The following is a 16,854-nucleotide window of genomic DNA, read 5'->3' on the forward strand; positions in this document are numbered from 1 at the left end:
ATGGACTACGATTTGGGATATTTCGACGATGAGACATGCAGGCTCGAACCACTCCAAAACCCGTTCGGGCCAAAAGTGTTACCCATGTCTCCGGTATAAACCGTAACCCATGTGTCCGGAACGGACCATCTGACAATGGTGAGCGTGATGGGATTCGAACCCATGACCTACTGATTAAAAGTTCATTCCCGTCGCTTTTGCCAAGCCTTTGCTTTCGTTCAATATTGCCTGTGTCCGCGCACTAACCTGTTGATTCGTAAGTGTCATGTTTTGACAAATCATGACACTGTGCGACAATGTCTGCATATGAATGCTCGTCGATTGGACGGACACAGTGCGGACACGAACCCCCATGAAGCTCAACGATACCCTGGTCGATAAACTGCCCCTGCCGGCGACCGGCAACAAGATCACCTACGACGACGACGTAAAGGGCTTCGGCATCCGCGTCACCGCCGGTGGCGCGCGCTCGTTCATCCTGAATTACCGCACCCGGAGCGGCCTGGAGCGGCGGTACACGATCGGCGCCCGCCCGGACTGGAAGACTGGTGCTGCGCGGGAAGAAGCGAAGGATCTCAAAAAGCGGATCGACGTGGGCGCCGATCCTATGGGCGATCTCAAGTCATCGCGCGATGCCAAGACCGTTGCCGATCTCTGCGACCGATTTGAGAAAGAGCATTTGACCAAGAAGCGGGACGCAACCGCGCGCGACTACAAGGCCCTGATCAAAAACCGCATCCTCCCTGCTCTGAAGCACAAGAAGGTGGCCGACGTCGAGTTTACAGACATCGACAACCTGCATCGGAAGATTTCCAAGGACGCGCCTTATCTGGCAAACCGGACGGTGGCCGTGCTTTCCAAAATGTTCGGGCTCGCTATCAAATGGAGGTGGCGCACCGACAACCCGGCAAAGGGAATCGAGCGCAACGATGAGCAGAAGCGTCACCGTTACTTATCCCCGGCTGAACTGGCGAAGCTGACCGAGGCGCTGATCGCGCTGGGGGATCAGCAGGCCGCAAACATCTTCCGGCTTCTCCTTCTGACCGGCGCGCGCCGTGGCGAAGTGCAGGCCGCGAAATGGGAACAGTTCGACCTCGCCGCCGGGGTATGGACAAAGCCCGGCGCCACGACAAAGCAGAAGACCATGCACCGAGTCCCCCTCTCTGCCCCGGCCCGTTTGCTGCTCACCGAGCTTCGCGAGAAGGCCAAGGACGATGCCATCTATGTGTTCCCCGGTCGCGGCGCCGATCACCGCGTCGAGATCAAGAACGAGTGGCGTGACGTGTGTGTTGCCGCCGGCATCGTCACAGCCGAAACCGTGGGCGAAAAGGTTGTGGTGAGGCCATCGGCGCGCATCCACGATCTGCGTCACACATACGCCTCTGTGCTGGCCAGCGCTGGCCTTTCCCTGCCGATCATCGGGGCATTGCTTGGACACTCACAGCCGGCCACGACGGCCCGCTACAGCCATCTTATGGATGATCCGCTGCGGCAGGCCACCGAGCGTGCCGGATCGATCGTGATGGCCAAGGACAAGGGCGCCGATGTGGTCAGCATCCATGGTGGCGCAAATGGTTGAATGGATCTCCTTTATCGAAGCCGTGGCGCGCATCGAGATCACACTGAAGGTGTCGAAGCCTGCTCCCTTGCTGCGCAGCGCAATAGACGAAGGTTCCGTCGAGGCTCGCGGCGAGAGGACCGTTGAAGGACCGAAGTTCGCAAAGCCGGTAGCGTGGCACGATGCCGTTAACCGGTATGCCGGCGGGCTGACCTATGTGGATCTCGAAGCGGACCAGAAGATCGCGGCTGCAATGGATGACGTGCCAGAGGAGGTCAATCTGGAAAGCTTAATTGCGTGGATGCACGATCTAAAGGGCGTGACACCGCCGCTGGCCACAAAGGCAAAAGTCCCGCATAGGCCACCCGAGAAGCTTGAGGCTGTCAAAGCGGCTTTGCGAACGCTTCCGCAAAACTCTTTGACGGGTAAGAGAGAGGCACTGCTTTGGGAGGTCGGTCAAATGATCGCTCCCATGACAGTCAGCAAGAAGACCCTCAACCGCGCGCTGAGCGAGATAGGACAAAAGTAGGCCGCACCTTCTGTCTCTCTTATGCGCTGAAAAAATAGGTCAATTGGGTGTCGTTCCAACCAACGGAAGGACACCCGATGACAAAAATTCTAGACGACTACCTCACTCGCGATCAACTCGCAGCTGAGCTCAATATCACCCCTCGCACGGTATGCCGGTGGCAGGAAATGCCAGACGGTATTCCTCACGTCCAAGTCGGCGGACGCATCCTTTACCGGATCGCATCCATTAAAGCCTGGCTCGAATCGCGTGAGCGCACTCCCAACAAGCGGAGGGCGGCATGAGCTTCCATCCCTCCCCCGAAATGCTCGATGCCGTCAACGAATGGCGCCAGCGTCGCCCTGACGAACGGGTGCGGTTGGCTCTCGTACCTCTTTTGCGGCAGCGGTTCCATATTGGTCCGGCCGAAGCCGTTGAAGTGATCCGCCAGTCTCATGCTGGAGGCGCCAATGCAGACGCCTCTTGAAATGCGAAAGCCCGCCGGCCAGGGCGAGCTTCGCGAAGTCGATATCCAAAGCAGCAAGAACCCGACAATAGCCGAAGACCTCCGCCTTAGGCAAGCATCGCGCATCATAAAGCGCTTCCCGATGTCGGTGCCCGTGGCTCTGACTGTCGCGCGCCTCGCTTATGGAGGCCGAGCATGATCAACGAACCTGTTCCGCCTCCCGTTGTCGCCAGGGTGCGCGCTGCCCGTTCTCACCTCATGGACGCGCAGTTCCGCCTCGATGACTTCGGCTACTCCTGCCGCCTCTTAGACCGCCTCCAGGACGCCGCCACCAGCCTCCTTGCCGAGTGGGCAGGTAGGACCAGGCCCGACATTGAGCCGCGAGCTGCAATGCCGCCTCACGTAGCCGAAGCCGCGAAAGAGTACCGGCGCGTTGCAAGGAGGTCTTATTAATGGACATTCTCGACTACGGGCGAATGAGCAATCTGCCGGAGCCAGAATGGCTGGTGGGTGGTCTGATCCAGACGCGCTCCACCGCCCTGATGTTCGGCAAGAGCAACAGCTTCAAAAGCTTCTTGGCGATCGACATTGGCCTAAGCGTCGATATCGGGCAGGACTGGGCCGGCAACGAGGTCAAGCCGGGTGGAGTGCTGTTCGTCGCTACCGAAGGCGCCAACGGGGTCGGCAGGCTGCGTATCCCGGCATGGTACCAGCATCACGCCGTTGCCGAGGAAGATCGCCGGGCATTCCTTTACCCGCAGGAAATCTGCCTCGACACCACGGACGACGTGACGGCGCTTATTGCCGCCATGAACTTGCGCGGAAACTTTGCCCTGGTTGTCATCGACATCTTCGGCGGATCAATGAAGGGCTCCGAGATCGAAGACAAAACCGCAAGGGCGTGGGTTCACGGCATCCAGCGCATTCTCCGAGAAACTGGGGCATCCGTTCTCGTTGTGGCGCACACAGGATGGCAAGACGACACCAGGGCCAGGATGCACACGCATTTCTGGGGCTCGTTCGATACCCGCTTGCGCATGGAAGGAGACAAGGACGCATTGACTGCCACGCTAACCGTCGAGCGCCACAAGGATGCCGACAGCACCGGTTCCTGGGGCTTCAGGATGGTGCAGTCCAACGGGTCACTGATTGCCGAGTTGGACGCATCTGTCAGCACTGGCGGTGGCAAGAAGAGAACGCTGTCCGCCGGCAACAAGTCCGCACTCAATGCTCTCGATGACGCCCTACAGGAGCATGGCGTGAGGAAGTTCGGACAGGACTGGCCGCCCTGCAATGTCGTGCAGATCGATCAATGGCGGCGGCACTGCTACCTCCATTCACCGGAGGACAAACCTAACACCAAGCTGGTCGCCTTCAACCGTGCCAGGAAAGCCCTGCATGATGGCGGCCACATCCAGTTCTATGACGACCATGTGTGGAGATGCTTCGGGTAGCGGCGGAGCGTGACATCAGGACACCCTTATAAGGGGGTGTCATGTCATGTCACGTTCTCCTCCACCGTGACGCACCGTGACATTGTCAGGCTTTGTCACGCTTGTCAGGGGTGAACGGCATGGGTTTCGAATGATGAAAACATCGCCCGAAACGCACCTGCAACGCCTCCAACTTTTTCTGGCGGCATCCGGCTTTCCGGAAGGTGATCGCTCATCCCTGAAAAGATATGAAACTGATTTGTTATCAGTAGACATTTCAGGACATATGCATTGTTTCTGTTTGCTTTTCTGTCGTTCAGAGTTGATCGTGTCCGCACAGTGTCCCTGATTTGGAACCGAAAATGCCCTCAGATACCCAGACGAAAGAGGCACGAAAGCCGCAAGGTCGGAACCGTATCACCAATGGTTCCGCTACCGTCGCCGCTGATGGTCGAACGACTTGGGTCCGCCGCCTTCGTGATTTGATCGAGGCTCACGAGCAGGATCTTGGCGGGACGGACAGTCTGAGCCAGGCACAGCGGTCTCTGGTGCGTCGTGCTGCTACGTTGTCGGTGGAACTGGAGCGGATGGAAGCTACCTTCGCCACCGCCGGCCAGATCACCAGCGATGACCTGGACAGCTACCAGCGGGCAAGCAACACCCTTCGCCGCCATCTGGAGGTGCTGGGGCTGCGTCCACCTCAGGCAGCAAGGCACGATCCTGAATCCGGCGTGTTTGTGAATGGGCGCGTCATCCACGAGGTGCGCGACAACATCGACCTGTACGGCACCTGCGTAGGCAGGAAGGAATCCAAGTACGACGCAGCCCGCCGCATCGCCTACGCCGTCGCACAGGCCAAGGACACGGGCATCCCCATTCCTGAGGCCCTTGCTGATCTTGCCGTGCAGCTTCGCATCGCAGACTTCGCTGATGGGGAGCCGCTGGTTTCCAACGACAACAACACCTCTGACCCGGACAGGAGCGTCCTGTGAGAAACCCCATTGAACTGATCTGCGAGGGCGTTGCTGCCCTGGAATATACCCCGTCGATGGAACCCGGCCCGGCAGGCAAGCCGATGGTCTGGCTATGCCGTGCCAATGGTGAACGCCTCGAACTGATCAGAGGCCGGGAAGAGGCTGAGGCTCGTGCTGTGGCCTTGATTGCCAAGGGCTCGCTGAAATGAGGGACTTCGCCACACGCCGCGCCACCGCTGAGAGCCGCATCGCTGCACTGACACGGGCGCGTGGCGTTGCCATGCTCGATGCCAAGAGCTTCGACAGTCGGGAACTGGCGGCCCTGGAGACCGAGCTACAGGCCATCGACGCTGCCGAGGGTGAAGCCATGCGCCGCGAGCGTGAGGCCGCCACCGCCGCCGAGAAGGCCCGCCGCGACGGTTTGAGGCAGAAGCTTGAGCGTTTCAACGAAGATCGCCTGGAGGCCGCCGAACGGGCCGAGAAAGCCGCCCGGGATCTGTGCGAGGCGGGCAAGCTATGGATCGCCGCCAATGGTGATTGTGCCCGCATCGTCCGGGCCTTGAACGCCACTGGAGGCGGCGCCGGCCTGCTCGATGCCACCGAAACCGAGACTCGCCTGTCTCTGATGCTGACCAACGTGCTGAAGCCGCTTGTCGGCCTTCGCCGCAAGTTCGGAATGATCGCCTTCCCTGATGCCTTGGGCCGCTTTGCCGGCAACTGGCGGGAGATTGAGGCCGCAAGCACCCAGACTGAAATCCTGTCTGTCCTGAAAGGAGCCGATGCATGACCAAGACCTCCCTTGATGTTGCCGATCTGAAGACCGCCGCACGCACGGCACCGGAGATCGATCCGGCCCGCGTGATGTTGCAATCCTCCGGCCAGTGCTGGCGCGAATACATGGTGCGCGTGCCTGCCGATTTTGTCGCTGACGACCTGAAAGAGCCGGGTGTGTGGCGCAAGCTCCAGAACGGCAGCAGGAACGCGCTGCGCAAGTTCGATCGCCTGTTCATCGTCGCGTATGATGAGACTTGGGTGGCTGAGGCCATCGTGGCATCCGCCGACATGAAATCCGTGGTGCTGGCAAAGCCCCGCGTGACGACCATGCCGACCCGTTTCGACAAGCTCTTTGAGGACGACAAGTACCGCGTTGCCTGGAACGGCTTTGGCTACATCGTGGAGCGCAAGAGCGACGGCCACCCGATGACCCAGGCTACGGCCAATGCCGAACTGGCCACCCGCCTCCTGGCCAACCTCTATCCGGCGAGGGTTGCGTGATGTCCAACGATCTTATCACTTCCCAGAACTCCGGCGCGGTTGCAGAGCCTGCGACGAGTGACCTTCCGGGCGGCGTTGAACAGGGGGGATTTGCCTCTCTCCCTGCCAATTCCGCCCGGAAGGCCGAAATCGAGGCCATCATGCGCAGCGACTTCTCCCGGTACGAGGACGAGGGCTTGGACAAGGAATATCGGGCGCTCATCCAGGCCGAGATCGAGGCGGTAAACCCCGATGCCGGAACACCGACCGCTCCGACGCCAGCCGACACCGCCCGAAACTCGCTGTGCAGCTCTGCCGCCGGCCAAAAGCTGGTCTACGAGTGGGAGCGCATGGGCGGCTTTGGCACCCACCTTGCCAACGTCCAGAAGGATATCGGCGCCATTGTGCGTAGCGTGGGCGGCAACCGTGAGCAAAGGGTGTTCATAGAGACCTTCTCCCGCTCTGTACCGCACAGCGTCGAGATTGCCCTGATGGACGAGTTCGCGAGCGGCATTCCCTACGTGCAGCCCGCCGGGCAAGCCGAGATCGACATCTTCAGCAAGACCCCTGCCGGCAAGCTTCTGGTGCAGGAGTGGGGCTCCTACGCTCCTGAGAAGGTGGCGATCATGCGCACCCGCACGCTTCGCCTCGTGCAGGCCATGGATGAGGACGACGCGGCCGATTTCTGGGCTTGGTTCGACGGGCTCGAAACAGCAACGATTATGAAAATCTTTCGTCAACTGGCGGGCTGAACATGGACCCCATCAACAACGTGTTGCAGCAAAACGTCCCCAGCTTCGAGGCGCCCGGCCCTGCCGACGACGTTACCGAGGTGGCGCCTGGCGGGTTCCCGCTGGGCCTCTCGCGGGTGAAGCCTGGCGCCAATGCTTTCACCGGGTACCCGGCACAATATGAGGGCGCTACGCCGGCGATGTTGATCCAGTCCGCCCTCAACGAACCCCTGAGTTTGTTCTCCACACTTGAGCAAAGCGCCAAGACCGGGGTTCTGGAAAGTCTCTTCCTCGGCTCTGCCCTGCGCAAGGCGACAACCGATACCGGCGCGCCGATCGCGGCCAATCGAGGCGAAAGCCCGGAGAGCTTCTTCGCCCGGCGCGATGCGGCAAACCCGATCACCGAAGACCAATACAAAGCTTCCGCCTCCTATCGGCAGGGCATTCCGTGGGATGCGGGGATGACTGAGACGCGCGCTGCCGCGCTGGCCGATTCCTATGACGCGCAGAAGGTTCGGGAATACTTCACCCAGAAACGGCCCATCACGGCCTTTATCGGCGGCTTGGCGGGGCAGGCGTTGGACCCGATCAATTACGTTCCTGTCGTGGGGGAATCCGTCAAAGCAGCCCAGATCGCCCGATATGGCTATGTCGGTGGCCGGCTCCTGACGAGTGCCGCCGATGCGGCGTTGAACACTGGCATCGCCAGTCTGGCCACCTCCGGAGATCGTGCGAAGTTTGGCGATGACGTGTCCTGGCAAGCAACGATTTCCCAGATCGCCACGGCTGCGCTCATCGGCGGCGCCTTCGGAACGATTCATGGCGTTATCGAGGGCCGCACACCTCGCAGCATCGACCCGGCATTGCGCGCTGAGACAGAGGACCGGCTTGCCACCCTGAAGACCACACAGGAAGCCCGTATCGCCCTCAATGAGGGCATTGACGCGATTGTCCGTGGTGAGGATGTTTCCCTCTCCCCCAACGCTACCGAGCCGCTGGCGCGCGTCTCCCAAGAGGTGCAGCGCGTCGAAGCCATCCGCCGCGCGACCGTAGATGCTACCCCGATCGCCAAGCCAGCGACGATGGAAGACGTGGCGGCTTCCTATAGGGCGGTTGCCGCCGCTCACCCTGAAATGGACCCGACTGTCAGCCCCTCGACCTTTGATAGCCTGATGCTCTCGGATCTCCAGGCAAAGGGGTTCGACGGCATTGCCGGCGACGAGAATGCCCGACCCATGCCGCTTTCATTCGATCCCGCCGCGATCGACGTTCCAACGGTTCCTAAAAAACAGCCGGTGATAGATCCCAACCTGAAGGTGGGCAGTCCCGAATTTGCCGCCGCCGTGGCCAAAGAGTCCACCAAGTGGTCAGAATACCGTGCTGCCAAGCTCACCCGACAGCAGCAGATAGGCAACAGGATGCACAACCGGCTGGTGCGCTGGCTGGATGCTACGACCGGAATCGGCCTTGGCTTCGGCAGGTTCGAGAACCACGATCTTCTGCCCGAACTGATCAACTATCACCAGCGGGAGCTTGCGGCGTCAGTCTCCCCGAATACGGCCCGCGCAGCCGTCGAACCCCTGCCAGAGGGCAGGAAGGAAGCCGAGACGCGCATTTCGAAGCCGGAAGACGTTGCACAGCAATTTCATGTGGACGCCAAGACCGGCGCGTTCAAGGAAGAAGCCGACCTGACGCAACTCGCCACCGAAGGCCGCCTGTCCGAGGAAGACATCCAGCACATGGCGGAAGCTCACGTTCAATTCGACCAGGCATCCGCCTACGGCGAAGCCCTGAAATCCCTTGCCACCTGTTTAATCTAGGAACCCCGATGACCAGTGTACAAATCGACATCAAAGATGGGTTGAGCTCATCGACGGCTTTCAAAGGCCCGGTGAAGGCGGCGACAACCGCCAATATTACCCTGAGCGGTCAACAGACCATCGACGGGGTGGCCATCGTTACCGACGACAGGGTTTTGGTGAAGGACCAGACCACGGCTTCCGATAACGGCATCTACGTCGCTGACACTGGCTCTTGGCGCCGGGCAAAAGACTTCAACAACAACCGCGACGTGAAGACCGGGACAATGGTCAACGTGACCGGCGGAACGACAAACAGCGGAATTTGGCAAGTCACGACATCCAACCCGATCACGATAGGCTCAACGAATCTCGCCTTCGCCCGAAATGCGCAGCCATACGATGCCGACCTGGCAAGCTGGGCCGCCGTCAATCGGGCCACTGGCGTCGACGCCTTGGTCACTACACCCTCCAGCGCCAATCTCCGGGCGCTTCTTACTGATGAGACCGGCACCGGTTCCGCTGTCTTCGGCACCCAGCCGACGTTCACCGCCGGCGCGCAATGGAGTTCCGCCAACTATGGCGCCGCCCTCGTTGCGTCCGGCACTCGCAACAATGCCATTGCCATCCTGGATAGTGCAGGGGCCAATCCGTGGGCGATTGCCAACACTTCCGGGGTTCTCCGATTCTCGGCCATGCCGGCGCTGGGCAACACGGCAACAGCGCCAATCGACGGCTTTGTTCTGAGCACAGCCGGAGACGCCGGAACCGGCGACCCGCTCACCCCTCCATATCAGGTCGCCCCAATCAAGACGAAACTGGCGCTCTCCGGCGTTTACAATGACGGCGTGTCCGGCAACATATTCCAGGTTTCGTCCTGGGTCAGGAATTCCGGCACGGCACCGGCTGTTGCGGGTTTCTTTCTTGGCGAGGCGACGGGCGCGGGCTCGAAAGCCTGGGGACTTAACGTCACGGCTTTTGCCAACAACGCAACTGCGGTCGTTGACGCCGTCGAGATCGACTTCGCCTCATTGGTGGCTGGCGGCTTCGCAAACGGTGCGCTCATTGTGTATGGGAGCGCCTTGGCAGACACGGCTGGCGCCTATGTTTGGTGCCAGGCCAGCGATGTAAAATCCGCGCTCTACGGCATCAACTTCAACAAGTTTGGTTCTAACCCGCCCATTCAGGCGACCGGCACCCTCTTCAAGACCACAGGTGCCTATACCGTAGCCTCGGGCATCGACATCTCCAGCGTCACGACGACAACAGCCTTCAAGTCGAATGGCTTCTCTGTCGATGGGACAGGCAACGTCAACGCCGCTGCTGCGTTCACCCCAACCATCGTCGGCGGCACAGGCGTGGCATCAACGCTCTCGCTGCGGGCGACGACTGGGGCAGGCGCCGGATCTGAGGCGATCATTTTCCAGGTTGGAAACGCAGGCGGGACGGAGGCGATCCGCGTCCTTGGTGCCGGCAACATCCAATATACCGGCACTGCCAATTTTGCTGCCAACGGGACTGTTGCGACGGTCCTGGGCAGCCTTGGGCCAACTGGATCGCACACTACCGTTCAGGAATGGCACGCGTTCAAAAACAGCGCAGGCGTCACCCGGTGGGTACCCTGCTTCTAACGATTTTCATAGGAGAAAACCAGTAATGAAAACTTTTGCTCTCAATGATCGTGGCCAGTTGAAGGCGCGGGACTTGCTGAACGAGATCGTCAAGCAACCGATCGGCGGAACCGGTCGTGCCGCCACGACACTGGATCAGATGCGGCTCGATATCCGCCTGATGGACAAGCTCGAAGCGGTTGCCGGCCAATGCATAGAACTCGAAGACGCGGACTGGAATCACCTCTCTGCCAAGGTCAGAAGCTTTCCCTTCGCGTTTGCCGACCGAGACATCCTTGCGTTCTGTGATGACGTTCTAAACGCAGGAGAGCCAACTCCTAAAACCGGCTCATGACAGCAAGCAGCAAGCCGAAATAGGCAAAACCCACAATGACCTCGCCGCCTTCGCCAGCGTATGCATAGACGGTGCTGCCTAGAAAGTAACTGAGCAGCACGGCGCCTATGAGGTAGACGGCGAGGACGGCGACCATCTGCCGTTCTGTCATTGGCTCAGCCGATCAACGCTCTGAAGAATGACCGATAGACCGGCGGCAACAGCGGCAAAGCTGGCCCAGCGGCTTTGCCGGGCGATGTCGGCCATGAAATCATCCATGGAATCGCGGATCGTGATTGTTGCAGCTCTGACGCCAAGACAGGCGGCAAGGATGCTGGTGGCAATCGACAAGTACGGAATCAGCATTTCGCCCCCCCAAGCTTCGCCCCTCGCAGGGCGCGCTTGAATTCTTAACATACTGAGAGCATCATGTCCGTGGGCGTAGCAACCCGGACCAGTGACGACCAAAAATCGTTGGCGCGATTCTTTGTCGTTTCTCCCGCTTAGGGAGTGACGCGCAGCTTGGCGGCTGCCGCGAACGGCCTTTCTATAGGCCGGGGGCGGTGGTGCTGTCCAGACCTCGCGGTTAAAAGCCACCGGCTCGTCTCACTGGCGAGTTGCTAACCCCCGGCTTCGGCGCCGTCCGCCGTTGATGACGTCGCGGAAAACTTTTCCGCCACGTCGCCGGCCGTAGCAAGCCGGTTCGAACCAGTGAGACTTGGAACAATGACCAGACTTCAACGTATCGAAGCGCTGCTAGACACGCTTCCGACCGACGCAGCCGAACGCCTTCGCCGCAAGTTCGATCGAGTTCTTGCGGACGTTTGGCAGTTGCATTCGACCGGCACCGATCCGACCGCAATCAAGGCTTACATTCGCAGCCCGGAGGCGTGGGCATGAACGCGCCAGTCGGAACACTAAAGCCCTTCGGCATTCCTGAGGGCATGGACCCGCGCACATGGCGCAAGGCGATCGAAGCGCAGCTTAACGACCTATTCGACCGCGCCACGTCGCTCATCACGGCTTTGGACTGTATGGAAGCCGATTGCGACCTTGAGGAAACAAACGACGACGAGCCGTCACTGGGTTGGTCCGATCGCGGACCACAGGCCACCAGCAACATGTTCCTGGATGGCCGGGGGAGTGCCTACGACGACCGGGAGCAGGACAACAGCGATGATGAGGACGATGGGACTCTAGAGCCATCCCCGGGCGCGCCAGAGCGTTGTTCACAAGCCCATTGGGCGGACGGCAGTCGCGGCGATCATGAGCGGGAGGAAGACCATGATCGCGAATGGGAGGCCGCCTGCGCGGCATAATTAACCGGAAATCGGTTTACGATAAGGCCCGGTGGCTTCGGCTTCCGGGCCTTCATTTTTGGACATAGTGCGGACACGAAAAAACAGAGACACAGAAACCCGCCCTCACCTCTCGCAAAGTCCTGATTTTCTTGAGTTTTTGGTGAGCGCGATGGGATTCGAACCCATGACCTACTGATTAAAAGTCAGTTGCTCTACCGGCTGAGCTACGCGCTCCCGCGGGCTCGAAAAGGCCGCCCTCGAAATTGCGCGGAACATAGGGAGAGTGCCGCGACCGGTCAACCGGAAAAGATAGGTTCCAAACCCGCTCTTTGCCCTAAATCGCTGGCCCCTGCTTGTTCCCCGTGTTCTGGCGAGCAGCCAGGCAGTTTCGATCTCAGTCCGGCGGGGGCCGCCAGCATGGGGAACAAATCCGACGCGCTATCGTTTTTTGCCAATGGGACGCCCGACAAACGCTTGAGGAGAATACCAATGAATAGAATCACAACGGGCCTGCTTGCCGCCACCCTCTCGGCCACATTCGTCGCGGCGGAGGCGGTGCCGGTCAACGCCCAGCCGGCCTACGTGCCATTATCCCAGGCGGCAACGCCGGATGTGCAGACAGTGCAGTACCGGGAGTGGAGGAGAAACCGCTCCTTCGATCGCAATTTCTCGCGCAATCGCAGCTTTAGCCGCAACGGTGACATGTATTGGAATGGTCATCGCGGCTATCGTGAATATCGCCGCGGCTATCGCCGTCACGGCGACTACTGGTTCCCGCTCGCGGCCTTCGCGACTGGCGCCTTGATCACCGGCGCGATCGCCAACGAGAACAACCGCGTCTATGAAGGCAATGCCCATGTGCAGTGGTGCTACGACCACTATCGGAGCTATCGCGCCTCGGACAACACCTTCCAGCCGAACAATGGTCCTCGTCGGGAGTGCCGTTCGCCTTACTGATCCTGCGTGAGGATGAATACAATGCGTCGAAAGGCCCGCGCCAGCTATGGCGCGGGCCTTGTACCTTTAATTGCCGAACGGCATCAGCCTGCCCAGTTGACGCTCTTGAGGACATAAAAAAGCGCACCACCTTCACCTTGGGGTGAGCGGTACGCTCCTAGTGCATCGCAAATTCGAACCATTACGGCGGTCAATTCCCAACCCAGCACTTCAAGCTCATTCTCCGCATCTATCACGTAAGGCTGAGTCAGTTCGCGGATGTTGTTCTTCTCGCCGAAAGATCGGACCAGCCTTGCGTCTCTGAGAAGACTATCGGGCAAATTTAAATTCGCCCATGCCCACAGCCAGTTCTGTGCCTTTGCGTTTGTGGAACCGGCGAGCTGGATTCCGGTGATCACCTTGGTCGCCCCATCCTGGGAGAACAAGAGGCTTCCGTTCTTCAAGTCATAGCGCGACCAGTGGCCAATGCGGAATTCTTTCTCCAAACGGCTATTCTTGGATTCCAACTGCTCGATAGCCTCTTCGCGCCAAGCAGAATACCAGTTTGGCTCCATTTCCCCCTCGCCCAATCAGACGGCTCTTTATGACACACTGAGCGTTCTTCGCACCGCATCGCGCCAGCCTGCCAGCTTGGTGGATCGGATCGAGCTATTCATATCAGGCTCGAACCGTCGCTCAAGTGCCCAACTTTTCGCAAACTCCCTCGCCGCCGGCCACACGCCCGCCTTCGAGCCGGCGAGCCAGGCGGCCCCCAGCGCGGTCGTCTCGAGAATAGTCGGCCGATCGACCGGTGCATCGAGAATGTCGGCCAGGCGCTGCATGGTCCAGTCCGAAGCCACCATGCCGCCATCGACCCTGAGCACGGTCTTTGCCTTGGCGCCCTTCCAATCCTTGTGCATGGCATCGAGCAGGTCGCGGGTCTGGTAGGCAACGGATTCCAAAGCCGCTCGGGCGAACTCGGCCGGACCGGAATTCCGGGTCAGCCCGAAGATGGCGCCACGGGCCTCGGCATCCCAGTGCGGCGCGCCTAGGCCGACAAAGGCCGGCACCAGATAGACGTTCTGCGTCGGATCGGCCTCCGCCGCGAGCTTGCCGCTCTGCTCGGCCTTGCCGATGACCTTGATGCCGTCGCGCAGCCACTGCACGGCAGCTCCAGCGATGAAGATCGAGCCTTCCAGCGCATAAGTGGTCTTGCCGTTCAACCGGTAGGCGATGGTCGTCAAGAGGCGGTTCTTGGAGCGCACCAGATCGCTGCCGGTGTTGAGCAGCGCAAAACAGCCTGTGCCGTAGGTGGATTTCATCATGCCCGGTTCGAAACAGGCCTGACCGATGGTCGCGGCATGCTGGTCGCCGGCAACGCCGAGGATTCTTATCCCGGCGCCAAACAGGCTTTTTTCTGTGATTCCATAATCATCGGCGCAATCCTTGACCTCCGGCAGCATCACGGCCGGGATCCGCAGGATGGAAAGCAGTTCGTCGTCCCAGCCATTCTTCTCGATATTATAGACCAGCGTGCGCGAGGCGTTGGTGGCGTCGGTGGCGTGCACCTTGCCGCCGGTCAGCCGCCAGGTCAAAAAACTGTCGATGGTACCGGCCAGCAATTCGCCCTTCTCGGCACGTTTCCTCGCGCCCTTCACCTTGTCCAGCATCCAGGCGATCTTGGTGCCCGAGAAATAGGGGTCGAGCAGAAGCCCTGTCTTGAGCGTAAATTTCTTCTCCAGCCCCTGCTTCTTCAGTTTCTGGCACAGCGGTGCCGTGCGGCGGTCCTGCCAGACGATGGCATTGTGGATCGGTTTGCCGGTCGCCTTGTCCCAGATGACGACGGTCTCGCGCTGATTGGTGATGCCGATCGCCGCCACATCGGAAGCCTCGCGGCCAGCGGCCTTCAGTGCAGCCTTCACGGTGGTCATGACGCTTGCCCAGATATCTTCGGGATCGTGCTCGACCCAGCCGGAGGCCGGATAGCGCTGGGCGAATTCCTTCTGCCCGCTGCCCACGACCTTCATCTGGCCGTCGAACAGGATCGCCCGGGTCGACGTCGTTCCCTGGTCGACCGCCAGCACAAAACCGCTCATTCCGCATCCTCCGCCTTGACACAAAGAAGGGAGACGGCAACGCGCCGCCTCCCTCAATTTCACACGGGCGCGAACGCCCGCATAGACCGTCTTACTTCTGCCAGCTCTTGACCAACTCGTCGTAGTTGACGGTGACCGGCTTTTCCTTCTCGTTGTCCAGCTTCAGCTGCGGCGCGAGGTTGCCCTTCTTAACCGCGTCGGCATTCCAGTAAGCAAGGTCATGCTCTTCGGCCATCTTCGGACCGATATCGCCCTGAACACCCGACTTCTCTATACGCTCCAGAACCTTCTCCTGATCGGCGCAGAGGCCATTCATGGCTTCCTGCGGCGACTTGGAGCCCGACGAAGCGTCACCGACGTTCTGCCACCAGAGCTGTGCCAGCTTCGGATAATCGGGAACGTTGGTGCCGGTCGGCGTCCACTGTACGCGCGCCGGCGAACGGTAGAACTCGATCAGGCCGCCGAGCTTGGGAGCGCGTTCGGTGAAGCTCTTGTCGTGGATCGTAGAGTCGCGGATGAAAGTGAGACCGACATGGCTCTTCTTCACATCCACGGTCTTGGAGGTCACGAACTGCGCATAGAGCCAGGCGGCCTTGGCGCGGTCGGTCGGGGTCGACTTCATCAATGTCCACGACCCGACGTCCTGATAGCCGAGCTTCATGCCGTCCTTCCAATAGGAACCGTGCGGTGACGGCGCCATGCGCCATTTCGGGGTGCCGTCGTCGTTCATGACAGGCAGGCCGGGCTTGACCATGTCGGCGGTGAAGGCAGTGTACCAGAAGATCTGCTGGGCGACATTGCCCTGCGCCGGAACTGGACCCGATTCAGAGAAGGTCATGCCTTGCGCCTCAGGCGGCGCGTAGGCCTTCAACCAGTCGAGGTATTTCTGGATCGCATAGACCGACGCCGGGCCGTTGGTGTCGCCGCCGCGCGCCACGCATGAGCCGACCGGACGAGAGTTCTCGTCGACCTTGATGCCCCATTCGTCGACCGGCAGGCCGTTCGGCAGGCCCTTGTCGCCGTTGCCGGCCATCGACAGCCAGGCGTCCGTAAACCGCCAGCCGAGTGACGGATCCTTCTTGCCGTAGTCCATGTGGCCATAGACTTTCTTGCCGCCGACGTCGCGGCCGGTGAAGAACTCGGCAATGTCCTCGTAAGCCGACCAGTTGACGGGCACGCCGAGGTCATAGCCATACTTGGCCTTGAAGTCGGCCTTGTTCTTCTCGTCGTTGAACCAATCGTAACGGAACCAGTAGAGATTCGCGAACTGCTGGTCGGGAAGCTGGTAGAGCTTCTTGTCCGGCGCTGTGGTGAACTTGGTGCCGATGAAGTCGTTGACGTCGAGCATCGGATCGGTGACGTCCTTGCCTTCGCCCGCCATCCAATCAGTCAGGTCGCGCACCTGCTGGTAGCGCCAGTGGGTGCCGATCAGATCGCTGTCGTTGACCCAGCCGTCATAAAGGTTCTGGCCGGTCTGCATCTGGGTCTGGATCTTCTCGACGACGTCGCCTTCCTGGATAACGTCATGCGTGACCTTGATGCCGGTGATGGCGGTGAAGGCAGGCGCCAGCACCTGCGATTCATACTGGTGGGTGGTCAACGTTTCCGAGACGACCTTGATGTCCATGCCGGCAAACGGTTTGGCCGCATCGATGAACCACTGCATTTCCTTTTCCTGATCGGCGCGCGAGAGCGTCGAAAGAGGTCCTATCTCCTTGTCGAGAAAGGTTTTTGCCTCATCCATTCCGGCATAGGCGTGGCCCGCGCCGAGCAAAAGGACAAGGGCTGTCGTTGATGTTAAAAATTGCCGTCGCATTGTGTCTCCTCCGAGTTTTTAAAAGGTTTCAAGTGCGA

21 protein-coding genes and 1 tRNA gene are annotated in these 16,854 nt (G+C 60.2%); 16 read left to right on the forward strand and 6 right to left on the reverse strand.

What is annotated here, in order from left to right; genetic code table 11:
• The first annotated feature begins 352 nt into the window (after nt 1-352).
• The 13 genes from O7A61_RS07370 to O7A61_RS07425 all read left to right on the forward strand — a co-directional run bounded on the left by O7A61_RS07370 (nt 353) and on the right by O7A61_RS07425 (nt 10,688).
• Nucleotides 353-1,579 (forward strand): tyrosine-type recombinase/integrase, encoded by a 1,227-nt coding sequence (locus O7A61_RS07370; protein WP_337129171.1) that lies wholly within the window; start codon nt 353-355, stop codon nt 1,577-1,579.
• Complete coding sequence (locus O7A61_RS07375; protein WP_337129172.1) at nt 1,572-2,087, forward strand: hypothetical protein; 516 nt, start codon at nt 1,572-1,574, stop codon at nt 2,085-2,087. The genes O7A61_RS07370 and O7A61_RS07375 overlap by 8 nt, the downstream gene beginning before the upstream one ends.
• A gap of 77 nt (nt 2,088-2,164) precedes the next feature.
• On the forward strand, nt 2,165-2,371 hold the full coding sequence (locus tag O7A61_RS32565; protein ID WP_442921055.1) for a helix-turn-helix domain-containing protein: 207 nt from the start codon (nt 2,165-2,167) through the stop codon (nt 2,369-2,371).
• Nucleotides 2,368-2,553, forward strand: coding sequence for a hypothetical protein (locus tag O7A61_RS07380; RefSeq protein WP_337129173.1), 186 nt, complete (start codon nt 2,368-2,370; stop codon nt 2,551-2,553). Before O7A61_RS32565 ends, O7A61_RS07380 begins: the two co-directional genes overlap by 4 nt.
• 431 nt (nt 2,554-2,984) lie before the next feature.
• Nucleotides 2,985-3,986 (forward strand): AAA family ATPase, encoded by a 1,002-nt coding sequence (locus O7A61_RS07385; RefSeq protein ID WP_337129174.1) that lies wholly within the window; start codon nt 2,985-2,987, stop codon nt 3,984-3,986.
• Between the two features lie 341 nt (nt 3,987-4,327).
• The gene (locus tag O7A61_RS07390; RefSeq protein ID WP_337129175.1) at nt 4,328-4,957 is read left to right on the forward strand and encodes a hypothetical protein; all 630 of its coding nucleotides are present in this window, start codon (nt 4,328-4,330) and stop codon (nt 4,955-4,957) included.
• Entirely contained in the window at nt 4,954-5,148 is a 195-nt protein-coding gene (locus O7A61_RS07395) for a hypothetical protein (RefSeq protein WP_337129176.1), read from the forward strand. The genes O7A61_RS07390 and O7A61_RS07395 overlap by 4 nt, the downstream gene beginning before the upstream one ends.
• 71 nt (nt 5,149-5,219) lie before the next feature.
• A complete protein-coding gene (locus tag O7A61_RS07400) occupies nt 5,220-5,726 on the forward strand; it encodes a hypothetical protein (RefSeq protein ID WP_337129177.1) in 507 nt (168 codons plus the stop codon).
• Entirely contained in the window at nt 5,723-6,214 is a 492-nt protein-coding gene (locus O7A61_RS07405; protein WP_337129178.1) for a hypothetical protein, read from the forward strand. Before O7A61_RS07400 ends, O7A61_RS07405 begins: the two co-directional genes overlap by 4 nt.
• Complete coding sequence (locus tag O7A61_RS07410) at nt 6,214-6,945, forward strand: hypothetical protein (protein WP_337129179.1); 732 nt, start codon at nt 6,214-6,216, stop codon at nt 6,943-6,945. Before O7A61_RS07405 ends, O7A61_RS07410 begins: the two co-directional genes overlap by 1 nt.
• 2 nt (nt 6,946-6,947) lie before the next feature.
• Entirely contained in the window at nt 6,948-8,744 is a 1,797-nt protein-coding gene (locus O7A61_RS07415; RefSeq protein ID WP_337129180.1) for a hypothetical protein, read from the forward strand.
• A gap of 8 nt (nt 8,745-8,752) precedes the next feature.
• Complete coding sequence (locus tag O7A61_RS07420; protein ID WP_337129181.1) at nt 8,753-10,354, forward strand: hypothetical protein; 1,602 nt, start codon at nt 8,753-8,755, stop codon at nt 10,352-10,354.
• A 25-nt stretch (nt 10,355-10,379) separates the two neighbouring features.
• The gene (locus O7A61_RS07425) at nt 10,380-10,688 is read left to right on the forward strand and encodes a hypothetical protein (RefSeq protein WP_337129182.1); all 309 of its coding nucleotides are present in this window, start codon (nt 10,380-10,382) and stop codon (nt 10,686-10,688) included.
• Here the strand turns inward: O7A61_RS07425 and O7A61_RS07430 are convergent.
• Together O7A61_RS07430 and O7A61_RS07435 are read right to left on the reverse strand one after the other, a co-directional pair.
• Nucleotides 10,672-10,839: a hypothetical protein gene (locus O7A61_RS07430; RefSeq protein ID WP_337129183.1), complete on the reverse strand. Its 168-nt coding sequence runs from the start codon at nt 10,837-10,839 to the stop codon at nt 10,672-10,674. The two genes, O7A61_RS07425 and O7A61_RS07430, sit on opposite strands and share 17 nt — an antisense overlap.
• Entirely contained in the window at nt 10,836-11,018 is a 183-nt protein-coding gene (locus O7A61_RS07435) for a hypothetical protein (RefSeq protein WP_337129184.1), read from the reverse strand. The genes O7A61_RS07430 and O7A61_RS07435 overlap by 4 nt, the downstream gene beginning before the upstream one ends.
• Nucleotides 11,019-11,393: 375 nt before the next feature.
• Between O7A61_RS07435 and O7A61_RS07440 the strand changes: the two genes are divergently transcribed.
• Nucleotides 11,394-11,567, forward strand: a complete 174-nt coding sequence (locus tag O7A61_RS07440) for a hypothetical protein (RefSeq protein WP_337129185.1) — start codon at nt 11,394-11,396, stop codon at nt 11,565-11,567.
• On the forward strand, nt 11,564-11,986 hold the full coding sequence (locus tag O7A61_RS07445) for a hypothetical protein (RefSeq protein WP_337129186.1): 423 nt from the start codon (nt 11,564-11,566) through the stop codon (nt 11,984-11,986). The genes O7A61_RS07440 and O7A61_RS07445 overlap by 4 nt, the downstream gene beginning before the upstream one ends.
• 140 nt (nt 11,987-12,126) lie before the next feature.
• On the opposite strand, the gene O7A61_RS07450 is transcribed toward O7A61_RS07445, so the two are convergent.
• Nucleotides 12,127-12,202: transfer RNA gene (locus tag O7A61_RS07450), tRNA-Lys, on the reverse strand.
• Between the two features lie 255 nt (nt 12,203-12,457).
• Between O7A61_RS07450 and O7A61_RS07455 the strand changes: the two genes are divergently transcribed.
• On the forward strand, nt 12,458-12,925 hold the full coding sequence (locus O7A61_RS07455; RefSeq protein WP_337129187.1) for a BA14K family protein: 468 nt from the start codon (nt 12,458-12,460) through the stop codon (nt 12,923-12,925).
• 83 nt (nt 12,926-13,008) lie between these two features.
• Here O7A61_RS07455 and O7A61_RS07460 read toward each other — a convergent pair whose 3' ends face one another.
• From O7A61_RS07460 to O7A61_RS07470, 3 genes are all read right to left on the reverse strand, one after another.
• On the reverse strand, nt 13,009-13,494 hold the full coding sequence (locus O7A61_RS07460) for a DUF6882 domain-containing protein (RefSeq protein ID WP_337129188.1): 486 nt from the start codon (nt 13,492-13,494) through the stop codon (nt 13,009-13,011).
• 12 nt (nt 13,495-13,506) lie between these two features.
• The gene (gene glpK, locus O7A61_RS07465) at nt 13,507-15,000 is read right to left on the reverse strand and encodes a glycerol kinase GlpK (RefSeq protein ID WP_337129189.1); all 1,494 of its coding nucleotides are present in this window, start codon (nt 14,998-15,000) and stop codon (nt 13,507-13,509) included.
• Nucleotides 15,001-15,091: 91 nt separating this feature from the next.
• Nucleotides 15,092-16,816, reverse strand: a complete 1,725-nt coding sequence (locus O7A61_RS07470; protein ID WP_337129190.1) for an ABC transporter substrate-binding protein — start codon at nt 16,814-16,816, stop codon at nt 15,092-15,094.
• Nucleotides 16,817-16,854 lie beyond the last annotated feature (38 nt).

Origin of the sequence: Mesorhizobium sp. Cs1321R2N1 (assembly GCF_037179725.1) — a bacterium.
GTDB lineage: Bacteria > Pseudomonadota > Alphaproteobacteria > Rhizobiales > Rhizobiaceae > Mesorhizobium > Mesorhizobium salmacidum.